We start from the raw sequence: 21,469 nt of genomic DNA, 5'->3' as shown, positions 1-21,469 counted from the left end.
TACTTTACCAAACCTATCAGAGCGGTCTTATTATCTACTTTATTTATGGGCTTGGGACAGATCTACAATCGACAGTTTGTAAAAGGGTTAGCATTTTTAGCGATCGAAGCTTATTTATTAATTTTTTGGACTGTTCCATTTCAATGGGCAATGTGGGGGTTAACAACTTTAGGAGATACGCCACAATCACGAGAAGGTTTTGAGATTGTTCAAGGCGACCATTCTATTTTTCTTTTAATCGAAGGAATTTTGTTCTTGATTTCTTTTTTACTGCTAATCTGGTTTTACTATTTAAATATCCGTGACGCCTATAAGGTGGCCAAGAAAAAGGAATTAGGGATTAAGCCCAATAACGCTAAAGAGATGTTTAAAAATATTTGGGAAAATGGCTTCCCATACTTGTTATTAACACCATCAGTACTATTTACTTCATTCCTAACGATATTGCCTTTATTATTTGGGATTTTAATTGCCTTTACGAATTATTCTGCTCCTAATCATTTGCCGCCAAAACATTTAGTTGATTGGGTTGGCTTTGGGACCTTCGTGAAACTGTTTCAAATGAAGACTTGGAGTACAACCTTTTATGGTGTGTTTGGTTGGACAATTGTTTGGGCGATTTTAGCTACAATAACGACCTTTTTTATTGGCCTAATTTTCGCAGTCCTGATTAGTCAAAAAAATATTAGATTCAAGAAATTTTGGAGGAGTATTTTTATTTTACCGTGGGCGATCCCGCAATTTGTATCGATCTTAATTATGCGGAATATTTTTAACGGCCAATTTGGACCGATTAACCGGATGTTAATGGATATAGGCATCATCGATTCAGCGATACCGTGGTTGTCTGACCCCATGCTAGCTAAGATCACATTGGTTGTTGTTAATATGTGGTTTGGTTTTCCGTTCTGGATGATATTAATGAGTGGAGTTATGACTAATATTGATAAGGAATTATATGAGGCAGCGGAAGTAGATGGAGCCTCTTCATTCCAGAAGTTTTGGAAAATTACAATGCCGTTAATTATGTTTTCAACGGCTCCACTTGCGATTATGCAATTTGCCGGTAATTTTAATAACTTCAACTTAATTTATCTGATGACGGAAGGAGGACCAGTCAATATGAATTATACATATGCTGGTTCAACAGATATTTTAATTAGTTGGATTTATAAACTAACCCTTGATAATAATCAATTTGCCGTTGCATCGGCTGTATCGATCTTAATCTTTATTGTGATTGCAACCTTCTCTATTATTAATTTTAGAAACACTAGAGCATTTAAAGAGGAGGATATGATGTCATGATCAACATGTCCTTAAGAAAGAAATTAACGAGTGGTTTCATTTATTCTATTTTAATCATTACCGCTATATTTGTTTTGTATCCAGTTGTTTGGGTGATAACTGGGTCGATGAATCCCGGGGATTCACTTTTTTCTACGAAATTGATCCCAGAATCATTGTCCTTTAGACATTACACTTATTTATTCCAGGAAACAGATTATCTGATCTGGTATAAGAATACTTTAAAAATTGCTTTTTGGAATATGGTTATTTCTACTGTATTAGTTGTAACAGCTGCTTATGCTTTTTCAAGGTTCCGTTTTCCAGGAAGAAGGCAAGGCTTAATGATGATGCTTGTGCTCCAAATGTTTCCTGGGTTTATGGGGATGATTGCCATTTATATATTGCTCTTGCAGTTGGATCTACTTGATAATCATTGGGGATTAATTTTAGTTTATGCCGGGGGGTCGATACCTTTTGGGGCCTGGTTAGTGAAGGGGTATTTTGACGGTTTACCACGTAGTTTGGAAGAAGCAGCAAAAATTGATGGAGCAAGTCATGTAACAATTTTTTATAAAATTATGATGCCTTTATCAAAACCAATTCTTGTTTTTATTGCTGTAAATAATTTTATTGGTCCTTGGATGGATTTTATTTTCGCACGGCTTGTTCTCCGTACAAGTAGCAAAAAGACATTGGCTATTGGTCTTTTTGAAATGGTAACAGGGAGAGGAAATACAGAATTTACAACATTCGCTGCTGGTGCTGTCTTAGTTGCTTTACCAATAACTATTCTGTTTTTTATTTTCCAAAATCATTTAGTAGAAGGATTGAAAGCAGGAGCCAATAAAGGATAGAAAAAAATATGAGACTTGGGAAGGTGGTTATTGTATTATATATTTAGAAAGAAAATGAAAGTAGGGGTAGCATGGCTATAACCATTAAAGATGTTGCTAAGCATGCAAATGTTGCTCCATCGACTGTTTCTAGAGTCATCGCTGATCATCCAAGAATTAGTGAGAAAACAAAAAAAAGGGTAAGAAAAGCAATGAAGGAACTTGGGTATCATCCTAACCTCATTGCGAGGAGCCTTGCGAGTAAATCAACTAGTGTAATTGGTCTCGTGATGCCTGAATCGGCTGATGTTATTTTTCAAAATCCTTTCTTTTCTAGTGTTCTCCAGGGACTTAGTGCAAGGGCTTACGAAAAGAGTTTCGCCTTACAAATGACAACAGGAAAAACGAAGGACGAAATTTTTCAAGAGGTTGTCCAAATGGTGCAAGGGAGACGAGTTGATGGGCTAATTCTACTAAACTCCCATGTAGAAGACAGGTTAATGTCCTATTTAATGAATTGTGATTTTCCTTTTGTTGTAATAGGAAAACCATATAAGCATGAGGAACAAATTACACATATTGATAATGATAATTTCCGGGCTGCCAAGGAGGTCACAGAATATCTACTAGGTTTAAACCATGAAAGAATAGCGTTTATAGGGGGACATCGTGATTTGGTTGTGACCGTTGATCGTTTGCTTGGATATGAAAAGGCATTACGTGAGGCTAGTATCGAGCTACGCGATTCATATATTGTCCATGCTGAGTTCTTAAAGGAAGGGGGCGAAGAGGCAATTGATGAATTGCTCAAATTAGCAGAACCCCCTACTGCCTTAGTTGTCACCGATGATTTAATGACACTGGGTGTCCTGCATATGCTTGATAAAATGGAAATTTCTGTAGCAGAGCAAATGTCAATTGTTAGCTTTAATAATGTGTTTCTTGCCCAGATGACCCAACCGCCTTTAACATCTGTTGATATTAATATTTTTTCATTAGGTTATGAAGCGGCGAAAAACCTAATCCTTAAAATTGAAGATCCAAAAGAACCTGTAAAGAGAATTATCATTCCTCATCAATTGGTTATCCGCTCATCTTGTGAACGGTTAGAAGGAAAGGCACATTCATCATTAAGTACTAAAAAATAAGAATATGATTCCTAAAATAAGGAGCTATCCGCTAAGGCCAATGAATTGGCTTTTGTGGAGGCTCCTCTTTTTTTAGGGATGTTGTTTCCTTATAAGCTTCTTGGCTTTGATCCCCAACACTTAAAGGATTTATCAAACCGCTAAATGAGATTTCCTTTCAGCTATCAGGGGAGACCAAAACAATGATTCATGAAAAACTACATACATGCTGAAATGACTCATGGTTCCCCAAACAGAAAGGAGATCAACCTCTACTATACGACCTCCACCTTATCCAAAGCTTTTGATATGGGTGGATTCGACACCATGGGCCAAACTTAACTGTCACAAGGAATACGGGAAGTTAAATTTAGTTGAATATTGACAGTCCAGGCAAAAGCGATATAATTATATATAAAACCGTGCAAGCGATTGCGCAAGTCGAAAGTGGGTAGAATATGCCTATTACAATCAAAGATGTAGCCAAGCATGCAAATGTTGCTCCATCAACTGTTTCTAGAGTCATTGCCGATAGTCCGAGAATTAGTATAGAGACAAAGAAAAGGGTCAATAGAGCAATGGATGAACTTGGATATCATCCTAATTTAATTGCAAGAAGTCTGGCAAATCAATCAACTCATGTTCTAGGGCTTGTGATGCCTGAATCAGTAGATGTTATTTTTCAAAATCCATTTTTTTCAAGCGTGCTTCAAGGATTAAGTGAAGGTGCGCATAATAAGACATACGCTTTACAAATGACGACTGGAAAGACGAAAGATGAAATATTCCAAGAAGTTGTGCAAATGGTCCAAGGAAAGAGAGTAGATGGATTAGTTCTATTAAACTCTCATGTTGAAGATAGATTAATGAGCTATCTAATGGATTATGGCTTTCCGTTTGTCGTAATTGGTAAGCCCTATCAATTGGAAGACCGTGTTACACATATTGATAATGATAATTTTCAAGCAGCCAAAGAGGTAACTGAATATTTATTAGGGCTTCACCATAAAAGGATTGCTTTTATTGGTGGAAACCAGGATTTAGTTGTTACAGTTGACCGTTTGCTTGGCTATAAAGCAGCATTGAAAGAGGCGGGGATAGAACCAATAGATTCTTATATTGTTCATGGGGAGTTTCTGAAAGAGGGGGGACAAGAAGCGATTGATGCTTTATTAAAATTAAAAAACCGTCCAACTGCTTTAGTTGTCACTGATGATTTGATGACATTAGGTGTATTACACATGTTGGAGGATTTAGGCATTGCGGTGACGAAAGAAATATCGATCGTAAGTTTTAATAATGTATTTCTAGCACGAATGACTCAACCGCCGCTAACTTCAGTCGATATTAATATATTTTCATTAGGCTATGAAGCTGCCAAAAGCCTAATTGAAAAAATAGAAAACTCAAAAGAACCTGTAAAAAGAATTATTATTCCCCATCAATTGATTATTCGTTCATCTTGTGCCGCTATGGAGGCATAAGAAAAAGAGGCTGAGAAATAATTAAAATGTTTAAGCAGCAAAGACGAGCGATGCATTTCCGAAGCGGGTTATATGCACTTAATCGTTCGTTTTTTCTTTGGAGAAAACATTTTTATCTCAGCCTCATTTTTGTTTACTAAGGAAATACTTGTCCAAATAAAGTTTCACTCGTTGCTAGCTTTGAGTCAATCTTGCTCCATCTGATAGGGCATAGATCTCTACCATTGTATATCCCTAAGAGTTTCACCGCTTGAATGGAAGAACTGTAATGAATTATGAATAGTAACAGTTGGTTGACTTTAAAGTCGTCTAAAGTGACCATATACCCGCGCGAAATGTGTCCGCCTTAAGCAAATCAACGAAATTCCTCAGCTTCTCTTTCTGATTATTCACTTTCAGATATCTTCTACATGGCTGCTAGTCTTTTTGTTTATTCTAATTTTGCCGAGAGAGTAACAAAATCATTGACCAAAGGCTATAGAAACCATACGATAAAAATAGATTATTTTAAGGAAGTGATTGTAAACGTGTTCAGGCATTTGAAATCTTATAAATGGCAGATTAGTGCGGTCATATTTTTAACATTAGTTGGCATTCTACTAGAATTACTATTACCAACTTTAATGGCTAATGTAGTTGATATTGGAATTGTTAAAGGGGATATTTCTTATATTATCAAAATTGGTCTATTGATGATTGTCGCTGCCTTAATAGCTGTTCTGATTACAGTCGGCGTGTCATATTTCGCATCACAGACAGCCCAAGGCTTTGGTCGAGATGTGAGAAGAAGTTTATTTGTCCAAGTAGAGGATTTTTCTTTACAGGCCTTTGATAAAATTGGACCAGCTTCCTTAATCACAAGATCGACAAATGATGTAAAACAAGTACAAGATGTGTTAAATATGGTGTTGCGCATGATGACGCGAGCTCCACTCATGCTTGTAGGGGGAATCATTTTAGCGGTGACAAGAGATCCAGGCTTATCACTCGTTTTTTTAGGTGCACTCCCTATCTTAGTGATCGTGATTCTTGTTATTTCAAAAAAGGCGATTCCTTTATTTGTCTCCTTGCAGAAGAAAACAGATCGTCTTAACTTGATCGTGCGGGAAAATTTAACTGGGATTCGGGTTGTGCGTGCTTTTAATAAAGTAAATTTCGAAAAAAGCAGATTCAATCAAGCGAATGAAGACTTTCGTGATACGGGAATTAAAGTAAATCAAATGATGGCCGTTTTATTTCCAGTTATGATGATTATTATGAACTTTACTAATATCGCCATTGTGTGGTTTGGTGCGATTCGGATTGATGAAGGCATGATGCAAGTAGGTAACTTAATGGCTTTCTTACAATATGCAATGATGATTCTTATGTCACTTGTTATGCTTTCGATGGGTTTTATCATGATCCCACGTGCTCAAGCCTCAGTGAAGAGAATTAATGAAGTGCTTGCGATGGAGAAAGAAATTGAAGATCCCCAATCAGCAAAAAGCACGGAATCACATGGATATGTAGAATTCCGAAATGTTAGCTTTCGTTATGAAGGAGCTGAGAAACCTGTTTTAAGCCATGTCTCCTTTCAAGCGAAACCAGGAGAAACAACCGCGATTATCGGCAGTACAGGAGCTGGGAAATCAACTTTGCTTAAATTAATCCCCCGATTTTATGATGCAGAAGGAGGAGAGATTGTTATTGATGGCGTAGATGTGAGAGAGATGTCACAAGCAGAGCTACGGCAAAAAATAGGCTATGTTCCCCAGCAAGCAACCTTATTTAGTGGCTCGATTGCAGAGAATCTTCAGTTCGGTAAGGAAAAGGCAACAGAGCAGGAAATGAAAGAAGCTCTTGAAATTGCACAGGCCGCAGATTTTGTTTTTAAACAAGAAGATGGGCTGCATGCGAAAGTGGAACAGGGTGGGGCAAATTTTTCTGGAGGACAGAAACAGCGATTGTCTATTGCCCGTGCTTTCATTCGCAAGCCGGAAATTTATTTATTCGATGATAGTTTTTCAGCATTAGATTATAAAACAGATGCAAAATTGAGAGCTGGATTAAGTCAGATGCAAGGGGAAAGTACGATTATTATGGTAGCGCAAAGAGTGAGCACTGTTATTCAAGCGGATCAAATCATCGTTTTGAATGATGGAAAAATAGCAGGTGTTGGAACTCATGATGAGTTAATAGTACAAAACCATATTTATCGGGAAATTGCTGCATCACAAGGAATCGGGGTGGAAGGGGCATGAGTGAAAAAAGTGATCGTCCAACATCTATGCGAAAACGGGGACCAGCACATAGGCAAGGAATGCATGGAGAAAAGCCGAAAGAATTTAAAAAAACACTGTTTCGATTAAGTGCTTATTTAAAGCCACGAAAAGTTCAAATTATTTTTGTAGCAATTGCGGCTATATTTGCCACATTATTTAATGTAATAAGTCCCAAGTTTCTTGGTGACGCAACATCCTCCATTTTTGCTAGCATAAAAAATGGAGTTGGCGTTGATTTTCCATTTATTGCAAAGTTAGTATTTATTTTACTAGGGCTGTATATATTATCTGCCATTTTTTCTTATTTTCAACAGTTTATGATGGCTGGTATCTCACAGAAGACAACGGCAGAATTGCGAAAAGAAGTGAATGAAAAATTAACCCGTTTGCCACTTAGATATTATGATCAGCATCCCCATGGAGATGTGTTGAGCCGCGCAATTAATGATATCGATAATATTAATAATTCGATTCAACAGGCATTATCACAACTGATTACTTCCGCGATTATGATCATCGGAACGATTATTATGATGTTAGTGATCAGTCCGTTACTTACTTTAGTTGTACTGATTACATTTCCATTAAGTGCTTTAGTTGTTCAAATGATTGCTTCTCGCTCACAAAAGCATTTTGTTCAACAGCAAACAGAGCTCGGCAATGTAAATGGTCATATTGAAGAGATGTTTTCCGGTCATCAAGTTGTTAAAGGTTTTGGTTATGAACAAAAGGCAATCCGCGATTTTGAGCAAATGAATGACCGGCTATACGAATCTGGATGGAAGGCACAGTTTATTAGTGGGATTATGATGCCACTAATGACTTTTGTCGGTAATCTCGGTTATGTGTTTGTCAGTATTGTTGGTGGAATTCGCGTGTTAAGTGGGAATATTCAAGTAGGGGATGTGCAAGCATTTATCCAATATTCTCAACAGTTATCACAACCGATGGCACAGGCGGCCGGAATTGCCAATATGATTCAGACTGCCCTTGCTTCAGCTGAGCGGATTTTCAATCTTTTAGATGAGGAAGAGGAAAGACAAGAAGAACCAGCTAAGGTGAATCTTGCTGCGTTAGAAGGACGAATCAGCTTTGAACATGTGCAATTCGGTTATGAGCAAGAGAAAACGATTATCCAAGATTTGACGTTAGAAGTTGAATCGGGCCAAACCATTGCCATTGTAGGACCGACGGGAGCAGGAAAAACAACGATTATTAATTTGTTGATGCGTTTTTATGAAATTGACCAAGGGAAAATCCTCATTGATGGGAAGGATATTGCAGAGTTATCAAGAGAACAAGCAAGATCATTATTTGCCATGGTTCTACAGGATACTTGGCTATTTAAAGGGACCATTCATGAAAATATTGCCTATGGTCGAGAAGGGGCGACTGAAAAAGCGGTCGTACAAGCGGCGCAAAGTGCTTATGCTGATGAGTTTATTCGTACTTTACCTGATGGATATGACACAGTACTTGGAGAAGATGCCTCCAATATTTCGCAAGGACAGAGACAACTTATCACGATTGCGCGTGCCATATTAGCTGATCCGAAAATTTTAATCTTAGATGAGGCGACAAGTAGTGTCGACACCCGGACAGAGATGAATATCCAAAAAGCAATGAATCGCTTGATGGAAGGAAGAACAAGTTTCGTTATTGCTCATCGCCTTTCTACAATTCGTGATGCAGATTTAATTTTGGTCATGAATGAAGGGGACATTATTGAAAAAGGAACCCATGATGAATTAATTGCACAGAATGGATTTTACGCTGACCTATATCAAAGTCAATTTGTCGGAGCCACCGGGTGAATAAAGGCGAAAATGCCTATTTAAAAAAGTATAAATTTAAATTTTTTCATGAGATAAAGGAAATACCCATACTTTCAGGGGATGGGCGGGTAAGGAGACTTCATCCTGGATGCTAATAAATAACAAATAAAAGAAGAAAAATGAGCTTTTACAGGAGTGATGCTGACCTGTGAAAGCTCATTTGTTTATCTTCTTGATTTCGGATTCAAAGCATCTTTGAGCCCTTCTCCGATAAAATTGATTGATAGAATCACTAATGTAATCATTGTTGCAGGTGGAACCCACATCCAAGGTCGATTGCGAAGAACATCAGAATTTCGTGCTTCTGCTAACATATTTCCCCAGCTCGGAGTATCAGGCGGAACACCAAAGCCTAAGAAACTCAGTCCGGACTCGGCTACGATTGTGGTGGCCATTAATAATGTAGCTTGGACAATAATGGTGGAAGCGACATTCGGGAGCAAGTGCTTGATAATCACTTTAGATGGCTTACCACCGATCGATTCAGAAGCTAGAATATATTCATTTTCTTTTTCAGCAAGGACACGACTGCGAACAATCCGGGCAACCCCACCCCAACTCAAAGCGGAAATAACGAGAATCAATGTCCATAAACCGTTAATTTTTCCAATAAAGATGGAGTTCAATACAATCACAAAAATCATAAATGGAAAGGTTAGAACAAAGTCAGTAAACCGCATTAAAATGGTGTCGATGATGCCACCGAAATACCCCGCAATGGAGCCAATGACAGTTCCAACAAAGGTAATTAAAAACATACAACTTAATCCGACTATTAGCGAGGCTCGCCCTGCATAAAGCATTCTGGCAAACATATCACGTCCATTTGTATCTGTGCCAAGCCAGTTTTCACTAGATGGGGGTTGGCTGATCTTCATGTAATCAATCCGGACAATATCCTGGGTTGTTAGTAATGGTGCTGAAAAGGAAACAATGATCACCAATACTAAAAAAATTAAGCTGATCATGGCTAATTTATTTTTTATGAACTTTTTTCTTGCAATGGCCCAAGGGGAGGGGCTTTTTTTCGGTGTAATGATATTATTATTATTTGTATTTGTTACGATTTCCATATGTTTCCCCTCCTCAATCTAACCTAATCCGCGGATCGACAATACCATAAAGTAGATCGGCGATTAAATTCCCAAACAGGGTTAAAAATGAAAGCAGCATGGTGATCGACATCATCACGGCATAATCTCTTCTTTCCACAGATTCCAAGAAAAGTTGCCCCACCCCAGGATACGTAAAAATGGTTTCTGTAATGACGGCACCACCAATTAAAGTGGCGATATCGAAACCTAAAAAGGTGACAAGTGGAATAATTGAATTTCTTAGAATGTGTTGATTGTAAATTTTCGATTCTTTTGTTCCTTTTGCTCTTGCAGTTCTGACATAATCTTTGCGACTATTCTCGATAATGTCATTTCGCAAAAATTGTGTATAGGAGGCTGTTCCCATTAAACCTAAGACGAGTGCAGGTAATAAGACGTGATGAATCTTACTTAAATAATAGTTCCATGTTCCCGATTCCAGACCAACGGCCACTGAACCGCTGAAGGGGAACCAGCCTAGTTTAAAGGAGAAAAAGTAAATGGCCACTATACCTGCGACAAACGATGGAATGGCCAATCCTAAATAATTATACGTAGCAACCAAATTATCTCCTAATGTATATGGCTTTCTCCCGGCGAATAACCCCATTGCAAAAGCAAAAATATACGTAAAAATTAAAGAAGTAATGGCTAAAAATAAAGTGTTCGGGATTCGCTGGGCAATTACTTCAGCCACGGGCTTTTTATATATGAATGATTTTCCCAAATCTCCCTGTACTAAATTCGAGATCCATCGGCCGTATTGTACGTAAATGGGATCATTATAACCTAATTTTTCTTTCATTTCCTCAATATATTGTGGGTTAGTATTCGAAGGATCAATTTCGCCAGAAAATGGATCTCCCGGCATCATTAATGCCAAGGTGAACACCACGAACGAAATAAGGAGCAATAATGGGATCATGGCAAGTATTCGGCGAAGTGAGTATTGAAGCATGTGACTTTCTCCTTATCTATAAAGTTTAACAAAGATCGGGTCCCCAATTGGGAACCCATAATCTTTGAATGAATCTCTAACAAGTCAAATCTATTCCGTTGTATACCATTTATGAGTGTCAGTTTGGAAGCCTTCCGCATTTATATGAACACCTTGGAGGCGTTCGTTAATTCCATAAAGATCTAGGTTTTCCCATAATGGAACAGTTGGGACTTCTTCATTGAAATGTTTTTGCCAATCGATATACACTTGTTTGCGGTATTCTTGATCGAATGCTTTTTCACTTAAGGCTTCATCCAATAATTTTTGGTTTTCGTCATCTACCCAACGATTGAAGTTCCATTCTGCATCAATCCCCCATAAACCAGATGGATCTGGGTCAGTACCCATGCTCCAGGAGCCGAAGAAGGCATCTAATACTTCATCATCATTTCGCTTCATTTCATTGTATAGGTTAAACTCAATCAGAGAGCCTGTTGCAAGTTCTGTTTTGACCCCAATATCATTCCATGCTTGCATGATCGCTTGTGAACGACCTTCAAAAGCGGCTGGTCCAGCATAATGCCCAAATGAAATCTTAAATGGCTCACCATCTGGATCTTCGACAAATCCATCGCCATCAACATCCTTATAACCTGCTTTATCTAAAAGTTCTTTTGCTTTTTCAGGGTCATATTCATATTGATTTAATTCTGATTCATCAGCAGCCGTCCAGAATACACTTGGAATAACCGTATTTGATACTGTGGCTTTCCCTGCTAAGAAGGCATCAATCATCGCTTGGCGGTCAATGGCATGCACTAAAGCTTGACGCAATTCTTTAGATTTAAATTTATCGACATCATCGATATTTTTACGTGTTTCATTATCACGATGGCCAAAGCGAAGGCCAATATAGGAATAGCCGACACCTTTTGTTTCTTCAATTCGGACATTCTCTAATTTAGATAGGTCTTCGACATCTTGTGGTCGAATATCCATGATATCAATTTCGCCATTTTCAAACGCACCAGTTGCTAGGGATGGATCAATCGTTTTTACAACCACACCATCAAGTAATGGCTTGCCTTGCCAATATTCATCAAAGCGTTCTAATTCGGTGTATTCGCCCTCAACAACTTTTTTCACTTTGAATGGCCCTAAGCCAACGGGTTCTTCACGCACTTGTTTGGACTCTTGTAAATCTTTGATAGCAATACCTTCATAATGTTTCTTTGGCATTGGAGTAGGCCAAAGGTTTTCTAAGTTGTTAATTTTCACTTCTTCAAAAGTGATTTTGACTGTGTATGGGTCTACTACTTCGATTCCTTCAATGGAGTCAGCTTTTCCTTCTTTTTTCGCTTTTGCTCCCTTAACGCCCTCTACATAGTTAAAACGTTCACCAGTATATTCAGGGTCTGCCATTGTTTCAAGTGCAAACACCCAGTCATCAACAGTTAATTCTTCCCCATTATGCCATTTTATGCCTTTTTCAAACGTAAACGTATAAGTAAGCTTATCATCACTAATCTCCCAGTTAGCAAAATTTGGTACATATTCTAATTCATCAGTCACCTTAAAGATTTTATCTATCATAAACTCTTGAATATAGCTATCTACGATACTCTTTGAGTAGGCTGGATCATAGATACCTTCCGCAGCTTGGTCGGTCCCAAATGTGACGACTCCGCCTTCTTTAGGTTCTGAACTTTCTTCCGCTTGCTTATCACTATTACCCTCATTGTTCGTTTCTTCTTTTTTTCCTTCTGTTTGGCCACCACATGCTGCCAAAAATAAGGACATGGTCAATAATACGACTAAAGACCATAATACGGACTTTCTCATGAGATTCCCCTCCATTAATTTTTATTTTCATAGAATTGTAAAGTAATAATTAATTATATAAGTGGCAGGCTACTCGATGCCCTGGCTTCACCTCCTTTAATGCTGGTTTGGTTAAGGCACATTCCGCGAATGCTTTCGGGCATCTCGGATGGAATGGGCAACCTTTTGGAGGATTCGCCGGACTTGGTACATCCCCTTGTAAAATGATACGCTCTTTCTTTTTTCGAGGATCGGGTGAAGGAATAGCTGAGATTAATGCCTGTGTGTAAGGGTGAAGTGGCTCAGCATAGACACTGTCTTTATCACCAATTTCTATTATATTCCCTAAGTACATGACCCCAATTCGATCACTCATATGTTTGATGACACTTAAATCATGGGCAATAAATAAGAAGGTTAAATCGAATTCTTCTTGTAGTTCTTTCAAAAGATTCAGAACTTGAGATTGCACGGATACGTCTAATGCGGAAACAGGCTCATCGGCAATGATTAATTTTGGTCTAAGAGCTAGAGCTCTGGCGATTCCAATCCGCTGCCTTTGTCCACCGGAAAATTCATGGGCGTATTTGTAATAGGCATCCTCAGGTAGTCCCACTTTGTTTAATAATTCTAACACTTCATTTTTCAGAGCTTTTTGGGATTTATTTGTGTAGTTCATAATCGGTTCAGATATAACATTTCCAATCATTTGCATTGGATTCAATGTCGCGTATGGATCTTGGAACACCATTTGAATATCTTTTCGTATTTCTCTTAATGATTTACCGCCTAAAGTCGTAATATCCTGACCGTTAAAGATTATCTTGCCATCGGTTGGATTTAAAAGTCTTAAAATCGTACGACCTGTGGTGGATTTTCCGCAACCTGATTCCCCAACTAATCCAAGTGTTTCACCGTTTCGGATTGTAAAAGAAACATTGTCTACTGCTTTGACATTTCCAACTGTTTTTCTAAAAAAGCCACCTTTAATAGGGTAGTAGGTTTTTAAATTTTCTACTTCTAATAGATTTTTCTTATCTTGCTTGTTCGATGTATGGCTCATATGATTACCTCACACTCTCTTTTGGATAGCTACTTTCATATAATAAGCAAGAAACCTCATGTCCTTGCTCCACCTCTGCAAGTTGAGGGGAGATCGTTTTACAATCAGGTTTTGCAAATGGGCATCTATCAACAAAACGGCAGCCCGACTGTGGCATATTTTTTAAGGAAGGGACGATTCCTTTAATTGTCGCAAGCTCTTCAACTTCCTCTTCGATTCGCGGAATAGCGGCCATTAATAATTTCGTATATGGATGCTGAGGGTTATAGAAGAGGCGATCAGCATCTGTCCGCTCAACAATTTTACCTGCATACATAACAATTACTTCATCACACATTTCCGCGACAACACCTAGGTCATGTGTAATTAAAATAATCGACATATCATTTTCTTCTTGAATGCCACTTAGCAAATCAAGAATTTGGGCTTGTACTGTAACATCAAGAGCTGTCGTTGGTTCGTCTGCAATCAAAAGCTTCGGTTGACAGGCGATGGCGATGGCAATCATTACCCTTTGCCGCATTCCACCTGAAAGCTGGTGTGGGAATTCATCAACAACCGTCTCAGCTCTCGGAATCCCAACCTTTTTTAATAACTCAATTGCCTTTGTCCGTGCTTCGCTTTTCGTTACTTTTTGGTGATTTAATAATATTTCTTCTATTTGAAATCCAATGGTGAACACTGGATTCAAGGATGTCATTGGTTCTTGGAAAATCATACTGATGTCTTTTCCTCTAATCGAATTCATCTGATTGTCGGCTAAACCTTCAATATTTTTTCCATCAAAAATAATCTCTCCACCTGTAATTTGCCCAATGCCTTTCGGAAGTAAATTCATGATAGAAAGGGACATGACGCTTTTTCCGCAACCCGATTCACCGACAATCCCAACAATTTGTCGAGGTTTCACGGAAAATGAGACATCATCAACAGCATTGTAGATTTTTCCGTCTATATCAAACCCTGTCTTTAGGTTTTTCACTTCGAGCATATTCATTTCATACACACCTTCAAATATTTTATTATTTTTTCTTTCCAATCTATAAATTCAGACAATTTGAGATGGATGTCTCTTTAGATGCTAGTTCAAAAAAAGTAAAAAGGAGCATATCTGCAAATGCATTAACTCCGGCGTTCGACAAAGAGTGTCGTTATGATCATCTTCGGGCAAGTGCCACTTTTTTACCAAATTCTTTGAACATTCTCTTTAAAAAGAAATATATCAAAATATTCTTTTTCATAAGTTTATTACTAAGTATTCTATAATAGAATAGATTGTATTACAATAACTTTTTTTATTTCACAAAAGTTACAAATATATAAAGTTTACATTTTTTTCGAGAGTGGTGAAAAGCGTTACAACGTTAAAGTGGTAAAGATAAAATTAGAAGAATTTTAGGAAGAAATGACGAAAAAAGAATACGCAAAAATGTAATATTTTGTATTTTTCTTAATTTTAATATTATACAAATATACTGTTTTTGGCGAATTATTGCTCAAAAAAATAAAAGGAAGATCATTTTATAAATATAAAAAATTAGCATGAGAGAATTCCACAACCTAAGCATGGAAAAGATAAGATAGGTTCGCTTGTACATAGGCGGGCCGCCTTCGATATCATGATAAAGTGGACTTCCCATCTAATTACTCCTTAGTAATGAATAGAAATCTAAATCTTTTAGCGTAGCTTCGCACCTTTCCACAAAAAAGGAAAGTCCCAACTCACGATTGGAACTTTCCTTAACTAGGCAATGAAGCTAACTCGCTCGTCCTCTAAATAGATTAATGACAAATACAATGACGGCAAGCACAAGTAAAATGTGAATAAGGGCACCGCCAACCTTCGTGACCAATCCCAAAACCCAGAGGATGACGAGAAGGCCAATGATTGTCCAAAGCATAAGGAAGCTCCTTTCCTTTTTTATGTCTTTCTCCTAATTTACCCTAAATTTCCACACTCAAACAGGAGGAGGAAAGGGCAATAAAAAATTAGCATGAGAGAATACTCACAACCTAAGCATGGAAAAAGAAAAAGGCGGTGTGAGCGAGACACTTCGGTTTCATGAGTGAAATGTTCTCCGCATCTATATACTCATGTAATGAATAGAAATCCTTGGCGTCTTTTTTCTTTTAAAATAGAGATAAAACTAGAAAGGTTGATTTCCGCTGCGAGCGGACGCTTTCCGCGGGCTTCTCAGCCCCGACCATGTCTTTATTGATTCGACCCATGCGAAAGCCAGCGCGAATAAAAGAAAGTTTGAGAAGAAGGTTGTTCGTAAAAAGACGATTGAGCGTGTCTTTGCCGATGCAAAAGAAAAGCATGGCATGCGATGGACAACCCTTAGGGGACTTAAAAAAATGCCCATGCAGGCGATGCTGACTTTTGCTGCCTTACATCTTAAGAAGCTGGCCAGCTGGACTTGGATTACGCCAACCATGGCGTAATAGAAACCATAAGGAGAGCATTTATGGTTCTTTTTCATAGAATGATCCTGTATGAATAGCAAAAGGGTTGGAATTCATTTTGATTTCCAACCCTTTTGTCTACACTCTAAAGCCCCTTTTCCACGAAAAAGGGGCTTTAGTAGTTCGTTTTTTTATTAATAAAAACACTTTTGTCCCAGCTTCTCCTTTAAAGTAGGAAAGGCTGAAATTATTTATTTTCTTCTAAGAATGCTGTAACCTCTTCAGGTGTCTTAGCATTGGCACTGTGTAAGTGAGCAAGCTTTTCACCATTTTGGAAAATCAATAGACTCGGAATTCCCATTACCTGATATTGATCTGCTAGCTCTGGGAATTGATCACGATCGATTTGATACCAAGTGAATTGCTGGTTTTCTTCGATGATATCGCCAATAAACATATCCAGTCGTTTGCAATCTGGACACCAGCCAGCTTCAAATTTAACAATAACGGGTTTTTCACTTGAAATAACTAGTTCAAACTTTTCCTGACTTTGTATATTTTCCATTCAGATAACCTCCAATTTTCTAAAAGATAAGAAATATATATCTAGCTTCAGTGCCTAGCGACTAGCAAACTTTCGGTTTCTGAGTGCGAAGTCAATATTCATCCGCTTTCCAAGCTCATGGTGTACAAAATGTTGGTCTGAACAGTGCTACGTACAAAGATGTACTAGTGCAGACGAAGCGATAGGATGTCGCAAATTAGCCGTTATCATTTAACCTCCAGTTTGTCGCTAAACAGGCGCTTCTGCTTTTCTATATTGTACGTATGGTGGCCCTTATAATTCAAATATCTCGACTCAGAAACAAAAAGTCCAAAATTTGTTCCTTTTTTAATCGCTTGTTTTTCAGTATAATGATAAGATGGAGTTCTGAACTAGAAAAAAGAGGAAGAGATTATGACATCATCAAAAAAAGTGATTCCTAAAATAGATTACGGTATTATTTTAACATTAATGCTTATGGCGTTAGTTAGTCTAATTGCCATTTATAGTGCACAAAAAACAGGGCAGTATAAAGTGAATTTCGTGCCTAAACAAATTCAATGGTATGTGTTAGGATCTGTCGCGGCTTATATTGTGATGAGATTAGACTCCGATCAGATGAAGAAAATCTCTTGGTATGCTTATGGGATCTGCGCATTTTCCTTATTTGGTCTTTTGGCCATTGATGCCTTAGGGTTATCAAAGGAGTTCTTTTTAGCTCCGGAAAGAAACGGTGCACGTAGCTGGTATCAGATCCCGGGTGCTGGTTTAATTCAACCTGCTGAATTTATGAAAATCTTTTTAATTATGGTATTGGCCAAAGTAACATCTGGTCATCATGTGAAATTTGTCCACAAAACGCTTAAGTCCGATTTCTGGCTATTAATCAAGTTGGGCGCGGTGACAGGTGTTCCAGCCTTATTAATTCTGAAACAACCTGACTTAGGAACAGCGCTTGTGTTTATTGCGATTTTATTGGCGGTAATTTTAGTGTCGGGGATCTCTTGGAAGATTTTAGTTCCGTTGTTCGCCGTTTCTGGGGTAATTGGAAGTGCCCTCTTGTATATTGCGGTTTATTATCATGAACTTTTACAAGGGATATTGGAGCCACACCAATATAAGCGCATATATTCTTGGTTAGACCCGTGGAATTTTCGCACAGATGAAGGATATCAGCTTGTGAATGCTTTACAGTCGATTGGTTCTGGAATGACGGTCGGAAAAGGGTTTTATAACGGGGAAGTGTACATGCCTGAAAGTCATTCTGATTTTATTTTTACTACGATTGGAGAAGAATTCGGCTTTGTTGGGGCAAGTATCGTGATTAGTCTCTTTTTCTTGTTAATTTACCAAATTACCAAAACGGGATTAGATACAAAAAATCCATTTTACTCGTATATTTGTGCGGGTGTTGTAGCCATGATCGCTTTTCACGTATTCCAAAATATTGGCATGACAATTGGCTTAATGCCGATCACCGGAATTCCGCTTCCATTTATTAGTTATGGAGGAAGTGGGTTATTGGCGAATATGATGGTAATTGGGATTGTGCTGTCTGTACGGTACCATTATAAGCGATATATGTTTGCATCTGATGAAGAATAATGGAAAAGCGCAAGCGCCCGTTTAGCGACGTACAAACTTGGATAATAAGGTTGAACGGCTAAAGGCGCGCCGTCCTGGCGGCAGACTCAAAGCACGACGTCCTGTCGTTTCGCCTGCACTAGTACGTCCTGTACGTCGCAACGCCGTTCTGACCAACATCCTGTTGGCCTGAGACAAAGGAAACACGATGAACTACGAAAAGCGAAGGGCGGTTGCTTAGGGGCGACAAGCAACTGTTCTGGAATCCTGGAAGGGTGTTCTTCCCTTCCGGAATTCCAGGTTATTTGACCACGAGCCCCTACCGCCTATAGCTAGACAGAGAAAAGCGGAAGGCGGTTGCTTAGGGGCGACAAGCAAATGTTCTGGAATCCTGGAAGGGTGTTCTTTCCCTTCCGGAATTCCAGGTTATTTGACCACGAGCCCCTACCGCCTATAGCTAGACACCGAAGGGTGAATCGATGTTGACTTACGCAAGCAGACACCGAAAGTTTAGCTAGCCTAAAAAAGCTGTCTAGTAAGTCTGCAAGGACTTATTAGACAGCTTTTTTCTATAGTCTATGTTTCTTCGTTTCTATGTGGCGGTTTTTTGTATATAACCAAGTAATGACAAAACCTACAAGAATAAAGATTGTGGCAAGCAGTCCGCCTTCAAGCCCAAAGGCACCACCTGTTAAGAGTGGGTTCCCATCTGTAACATCGATTTGGTAGATACCATGAGGGGAAATACCGCTAACCGCAAAGCCAAAAACACTTCCCTGGAAATAATTCCATGTGATATGGTACCCGATCGGCAACCATAAACTATTGGTACGTTCATACATATAGGCAAATAATAGACCGACAACGACAATATTGAGTAAACCAATGATACTTACATTAGGATTGGCCCCATGGGCAATACTAAAGACAACAGCTGAGACAAGATAGATGACCCATTTTTTATTTTGACGTGAGGCCATCGTCTTAATGACGTATCCTCGAAAGAACATTTCTTCAAAAAATCCAACTAGGATAAACATGATAAGAAAACTCATTGTAAAAGAATTAAAGTCTGGCTGTGATATTAAATTCAAAAGTTTTATATCACCTGTTGCCATTAATAGAAAGAAAATTAGTGTAATAGAAATGGCTCCAAGGAAAAGGCCAAAAATAAAGTCTTTCCATGACCCTTTAAATCCTAGCTCTTTTATCGGTTGCCGATTCAGAAATTTCCATAATAATAGTGTGGCAATGATGCCTCCGATTGTTCCGCCACCTTGGGTGAGTAACAAGATCCATGGCCGATTCTCATACGCTGTCATAATATCGACCGTAATCGTAGCGGACTGATTGGTAAGTTCCGTTACCGCCAATAGAATAATCCCAGGAATGGAAAAAATACTTTGAAAAATATACATCGCGATAAGTCCGATAAGGATAATCCAGCCTGAGCGGATTTGCTCGTTTTGATTTTTAAACAAATGGATAACCACCTTTTATCATTCAGTTTCATTTAATATATGACTAGTTTACTAAGTACTACCTTAAATTTTTCGAATATGAAAAAAGTAGGTCAGTATTTGAATCGTAGGGATTAGCAGTACAATCAAGATCGGGTAATAGCGAAACTGTTCTTCGAATAATGGATAGAATACGAGAGCAGAAGCAGCAATTGGTGCAGAAATCCAGGTGGAAATAAAAGCTTTTCGACAAGCTATACCTGAGATAGCTTGTTCACGCTCATCTTCTTCTGAAAACTGCAAAGGGAACCATAAAGAAATTTTCTCTTTTTTATTCTTTTTATAGCGATAAAAGAAGAATAATGCGAGACTATAGAGTAAGAATAATAAAAATGGCCAAACAGATACAGACACTTCCCAAGGTGGTGCGATATCCTCGTTTATAATTTTGGCAAACTGAGCATAAGCATCATACAACACTGCGAGCACCCATCCAGCAAAAAATAGCATAAGTAAGCTTAAAAACATCGATAAAGTGGATGACCTCATTTAGATTCCTCCTTTTCTTTTAGCCAGAAGACTTCTTCCATTGGCAAATTAAAAACTTTACAAATTGATAAACCTAATAGTAATGAAGGCGCATAATCACCCTTTTCAATGGCCGCGATGGTTTGGCGTGTTACTCCTACACGTTTGGCTAGGTCTGTTTGCGAGTAGTTGAATCTGGCACGCAACTCCTTTACACGATTTTCCATGGACACAAACTGTTCCTCCTTATGTTAAATAAACTTAACATCATTATTGTTATTGTAAAGTAAATTTCACTATATGTAAAGTCTAGTTAACATTTTGGGCAAAAAAAGAACAGACCTTTTATTAAGTCTGTCCTATTATAAGCTGTTATTGAATATTCCCTTGGTAAGGAAATTGATTTGTGTATCCTTGATGTTGCTGAAAGGATTGCTGGATTTTTTGTGCTTGTTCAGCTTCTAATTTATACCAACCTTTTTCAAACATTAAATTAAACAAGTCATGTTGCATATTTTGTGTTTCATTAAAAATTTCTAATAAATCTCCATAAAGATGTTGGTGACTAGCCTCATTTAAAGCAACCGAATAAGCATTTGTCATATATTTTTCTTGACTTAAAATATCATTTAAAAAATCACGTTCATTCATTTGCGGTGTTTTAGGAACTTCAGTACTTGGATTTTTGATTTGCTGCATATTTTGATTTTGCATGAAGGAAACTCCTTTCTGTTTTTAAAAGCTAAAAAATTACAAAGGTTAGCTAGTGTTGGATCTAGCCTCAGTGCCCACCAAATTTTCGGTGCTTCTTTCCGATAAGTTAACAGCGATTCACCTTTTGGATTCATCGCACTTGAAAGTTTATGCGTCGTTAAACGCGTGCTTGGCCTTTCTATTGGGTAATAGAATTATTTTGTTGTTTTTCTTCTAAGTGGCTTAAAATTTTCATATAATGACGTTGATGCATCTGCCCACAAGCTTCTAACTTATTTTTGATTTTCTGATCCTGGCAATGGGATGCCGCATGATGAGCTTTTTTCATAGCAAGCAAATTCCAAGCAAGCATGTCATTGATATAGGAAAAATCTTTTGTGGTAATGACATGAGGTGGCTGGGGCATTATTGGTTGCTGGTTTTGCTGGTTCATTGGTTGATTTTGCATCATGATCTTTTGCCTCCTTTATTTTGACATATAT

Annotated in this window: 20 protein-coding genes; 8 read left to right on the top strand and 12 right to left on the bottom strand. The window is 38.1% G+C overall.

Annotated elements, in window-relative coordinates:
* Nucleotides 1-45 precede the first annotated feature (45 nt).
* From J2Z23_RS00560 to J2Z23_RS00535, 6 genes are all read left to right on the top strand, one after another.
* Complete coding sequence (locus J2Z23_RS00560; RefSeq protein ID WP_057984350.1) at nucleotides 46-1,308, top strand: carbohydrate ABC transporter permease; 1,263 nt, start codon at nucleotides 46-48, stop codon at nucleotides 1,306-1,308.
* Nucleotides 1,305-2,144 carry a sugar ABC transporter permease gene (locus J2Z23_RS00555; RefSeq protein WP_128738642.1) on the top strand — a complete coding sequence of 280 codons (840 nt, stop codon included), beginning with the start codon at nucleotides 1,305-1,307 and terminating at the stop codon, nucleotides 2,142-2,144. Before J2Z23_RS00560 ends, J2Z23_RS00555 begins: the two co-directional genes overlap by 4 nt.
* Nucleotides 2,145-2,215: 71 nt before the next feature.
* Nucleotides 2,216-3,271 carry a LacI family DNA-binding transcriptional regulator gene (locus J2Z23_RS00550; RefSeq protein WP_057984152.1) on the top strand — a complete coding sequence of 352 codons (1,056 nt, stop codon included), beginning with the start codon at nucleotides 2,216-2,218 and terminating at the stop codon, nucleotides 3,269-3,271.
* A gap of 437 nt (nucleotides 3,272-3,708) precedes the next feature.
* Nucleotides 3,709-4,734, top strand: coding sequence for a LacI family DNA-binding transcriptional regulator (locus J2Z23_RS00545; RefSeq protein ID WP_057984154.1), 1,026 nt, complete (start codon nucleotides 3,709-3,711; stop codon nucleotides 4,732-4,734).
* A gap of 518 nt (nucleotides 4,735-5,252) precedes the next feature.
* Nucleotides 5,253-6,977, top strand: a complete 1,725-nt coding sequence (locus J2Z23_RS00540; protein ID WP_209973095.1) for an ABC transporter ATP-binding protein — start codon at nucleotides 5,253-5,255, stop codon at nucleotides 6,975-6,977.
* Entirely contained in the window at nucleotides 6,974-8,812 is a 1,839-nt protein-coding gene (locus J2Z23_RS00535; protein WP_083492351.1) for an ABC transporter ATP-binding protein, read from the top strand. The genes J2Z23_RS00540 and J2Z23_RS00535 overlap by 4 nt, the downstream gene beginning before the upstream one ends.
* 185 nt (nucleotides 8,813-8,997) lie before the next feature.
* Here the strand turns inward: J2Z23_RS00535 and opp4C are convergent, their stop codons facing one another.
* From opp4C to J2Z23_RS00505, 6 genes are all read right to left on the bottom strand, one after another.
* Nucleotides 8,998-9,906 (bottom strand): oligopeptide ABC transporter permease, encoded by a 909-nt coding sequence (gene opp4C / locus J2Z23_RS00530; protein WP_064468608.1) that lies wholly within the window; start codon nucleotides 9,904-9,906, stop codon nucleotides 8,998-9,000.
* 13 nt (nucleotides 9,907-9,919) lie between these two features.
* Nucleotides 9,920-10,885 (bottom strand): oligopeptide ABC transporter permease, encoded by a 966-nt coding sequence (opp4B, locus tag J2Z23_RS00525; RefSeq protein ID WP_064468607.1) that lies wholly within the window; start codon nucleotides 10,883-10,885, stop codon nucleotides 9,920-9,922.
* Nucleotides 10,886-10,975: 90 nt separating this feature from the next.
* Entirely contained in the window at nucleotides 10,976-12,709 is a 1,734-nt protein-coding gene (opp4A, locus tag J2Z23_RS00520) for an oligopeptide ABC transporter substrate-binding protein (protein ID WP_209972917.1), read from the bottom strand.
* Between the two features lie 49 nt (nucleotides 12,710-12,758).
* Nucleotides 12,759-13,751, bottom strand: a complete 993-nt coding sequence (locus J2Z23_RS00515; protein WP_064468605.1) for an ABC transporter ATP-binding protein — start codon at nucleotides 13,749-13,751, stop codon at nucleotides 12,759-12,761.
* A 4-nt stretch (nucleotides 13,752-13,755) separates the two neighbouring features.
* Entirely contained in the window at nucleotides 13,756-14,748 is a 993-nt protein-coding gene (locus tag J2Z23_RS00510; protein WP_209973093.1) for an ABC transporter ATP-binding protein, read from the bottom strand.
* A 760-nt stretch (nucleotides 14,749-15,508) separates the two neighbouring features.
* Nucleotides 15,509-15,652, bottom strand: coding sequence for a lmo0937 family membrane protein (locus J2Z23_RS00505; RefSeq protein ID WP_128738640.1), 144 nt, complete (start codon nucleotides 15,650-15,652; stop codon nucleotides 15,509-15,511).
* A 265-nt stretch (nucleotides 15,653-15,917) separates the two neighbouring features.
* On the opposite strand from J2Z23_RS00505, the gene J2Z23_RS00500 reads away from it, so the two are divergent.
* A complete protein-coding gene (locus J2Z23_RS00500; RefSeq protein ID WP_476629901.1) occupies nucleotides 15,918-16,196 on the top strand; it encodes a transposase in 279 nt (92 codons plus the stop codon).
* A gap of 208 nt (nucleotides 16,197-16,404) precedes the next feature.
* On the opposite strand, the gene J2Z23_RS00495 is transcribed toward J2Z23_RS00500, so the two are convergent.
* Nucleotides 16,405-16,722 carry a thioredoxin family protein gene (locus J2Z23_RS00495; RefSeq protein WP_057984166.1) on the bottom strand — a complete coding sequence of 106 codons (318 nt, stop codon included), beginning with the start codon at nucleotides 16,720-16,722 and terminating at the stop codon, nucleotides 16,405-16,407.
* 393 nt (nucleotides 16,723-17,115) lie between these two features.
* Between J2Z23_RS00495 and J2Z23_RS00490 the strand changes: the two genes are divergently transcribed.
* Nucleotides 17,116-18,306 carry an FtsW/RodA/SpoVE family cell cycle protein gene (locus J2Z23_RS00490; RefSeq protein WP_057984168.1) on the top strand — a complete coding sequence of 397 codons (1,191 nt, stop codon included), beginning with the start codon at nucleotides 17,116-17,118 and terminating at the stop codon, nucleotides 18,304-18,306.
* Between the two features lie 548 nt (nucleotides 18,307-18,854).
* Here J2Z23_RS00490 and J2Z23_RS00485 read toward each other — a convergent pair.
* From J2Z23_RS00485 to J2Z23_RS00465, 5 genes are all read right to left on the bottom strand, one after another.
* A complete protein-coding gene (locus J2Z23_RS00485; protein WP_064468604.1) occupies nucleotides 18,855-19,766 on the bottom strand; it encodes a CPBP family intramembrane glutamic endopeptidase in 912 nt (303 codons plus the stop codon).
* A 63-nt stretch (nucleotides 19,767-19,829) separates the two neighbouring features.
* A complete protein-coding gene (locus tag J2Z23_RS00480; protein ID WP_209972915.1) occupies nucleotides 19,830-20,294 on the bottom strand; it encodes a hypothetical protein in 465 nt (154 codons plus the stop codon).
* Nucleotides 20,291-20,500, bottom strand: a complete 210-nt coding sequence (locus J2Z23_RS00475; RefSeq protein WP_209973091.1) for a helix-turn-helix transcriptional regulator — start codon at nucleotides 20,498-20,500, stop codon at nucleotides 20,291-20,293. Before J2Z23_RS00475 ends, J2Z23_RS00480 begins: the two co-directional genes overlap by 4 nt.
* A 145-nt stretch (nucleotides 20,501-20,645) precedes the next feature.
* Nucleotides 20,646-20,987 (bottom strand): spore coat protein, encoded by a 342-nt coding sequence (locus tag J2Z23_RS00470; RefSeq protein ID WP_209972914.1) that lies wholly within the window; start codon nucleotides 20,985-20,987, stop codon nucleotides 20,646-20,648.
* Between the two features lie 178 nt (nucleotides 20,988-21,165).
* The gene (locus tag J2Z23_RS00465) at nucleotides 21,166-21,435 is read right to left on the bottom strand and encodes a hypothetical protein (protein WP_057984355.1); all 270 of its coding nucleotides are present in this window, start codon (nucleotides 21,433-21,435) and stop codon (nucleotides 21,166-21,168) included.
* Nucleotides 21,436-21,469 lie beyond the last annotated feature (34 nt).

This window comes from Lederbergia galactosidilytica (assembly GCF_017873565.1).
GTDB lineage: Bacteria > Bacillota > Bacilli > Bacillales > Bacillaceae_C > Lederbergia > Lederbergia galactosidilytica.
The sequence above is the reverse complement of the archived record's forward strand: the minus strand, read 5'-3'. Positions and strand labels throughout refer to the sequence as shown.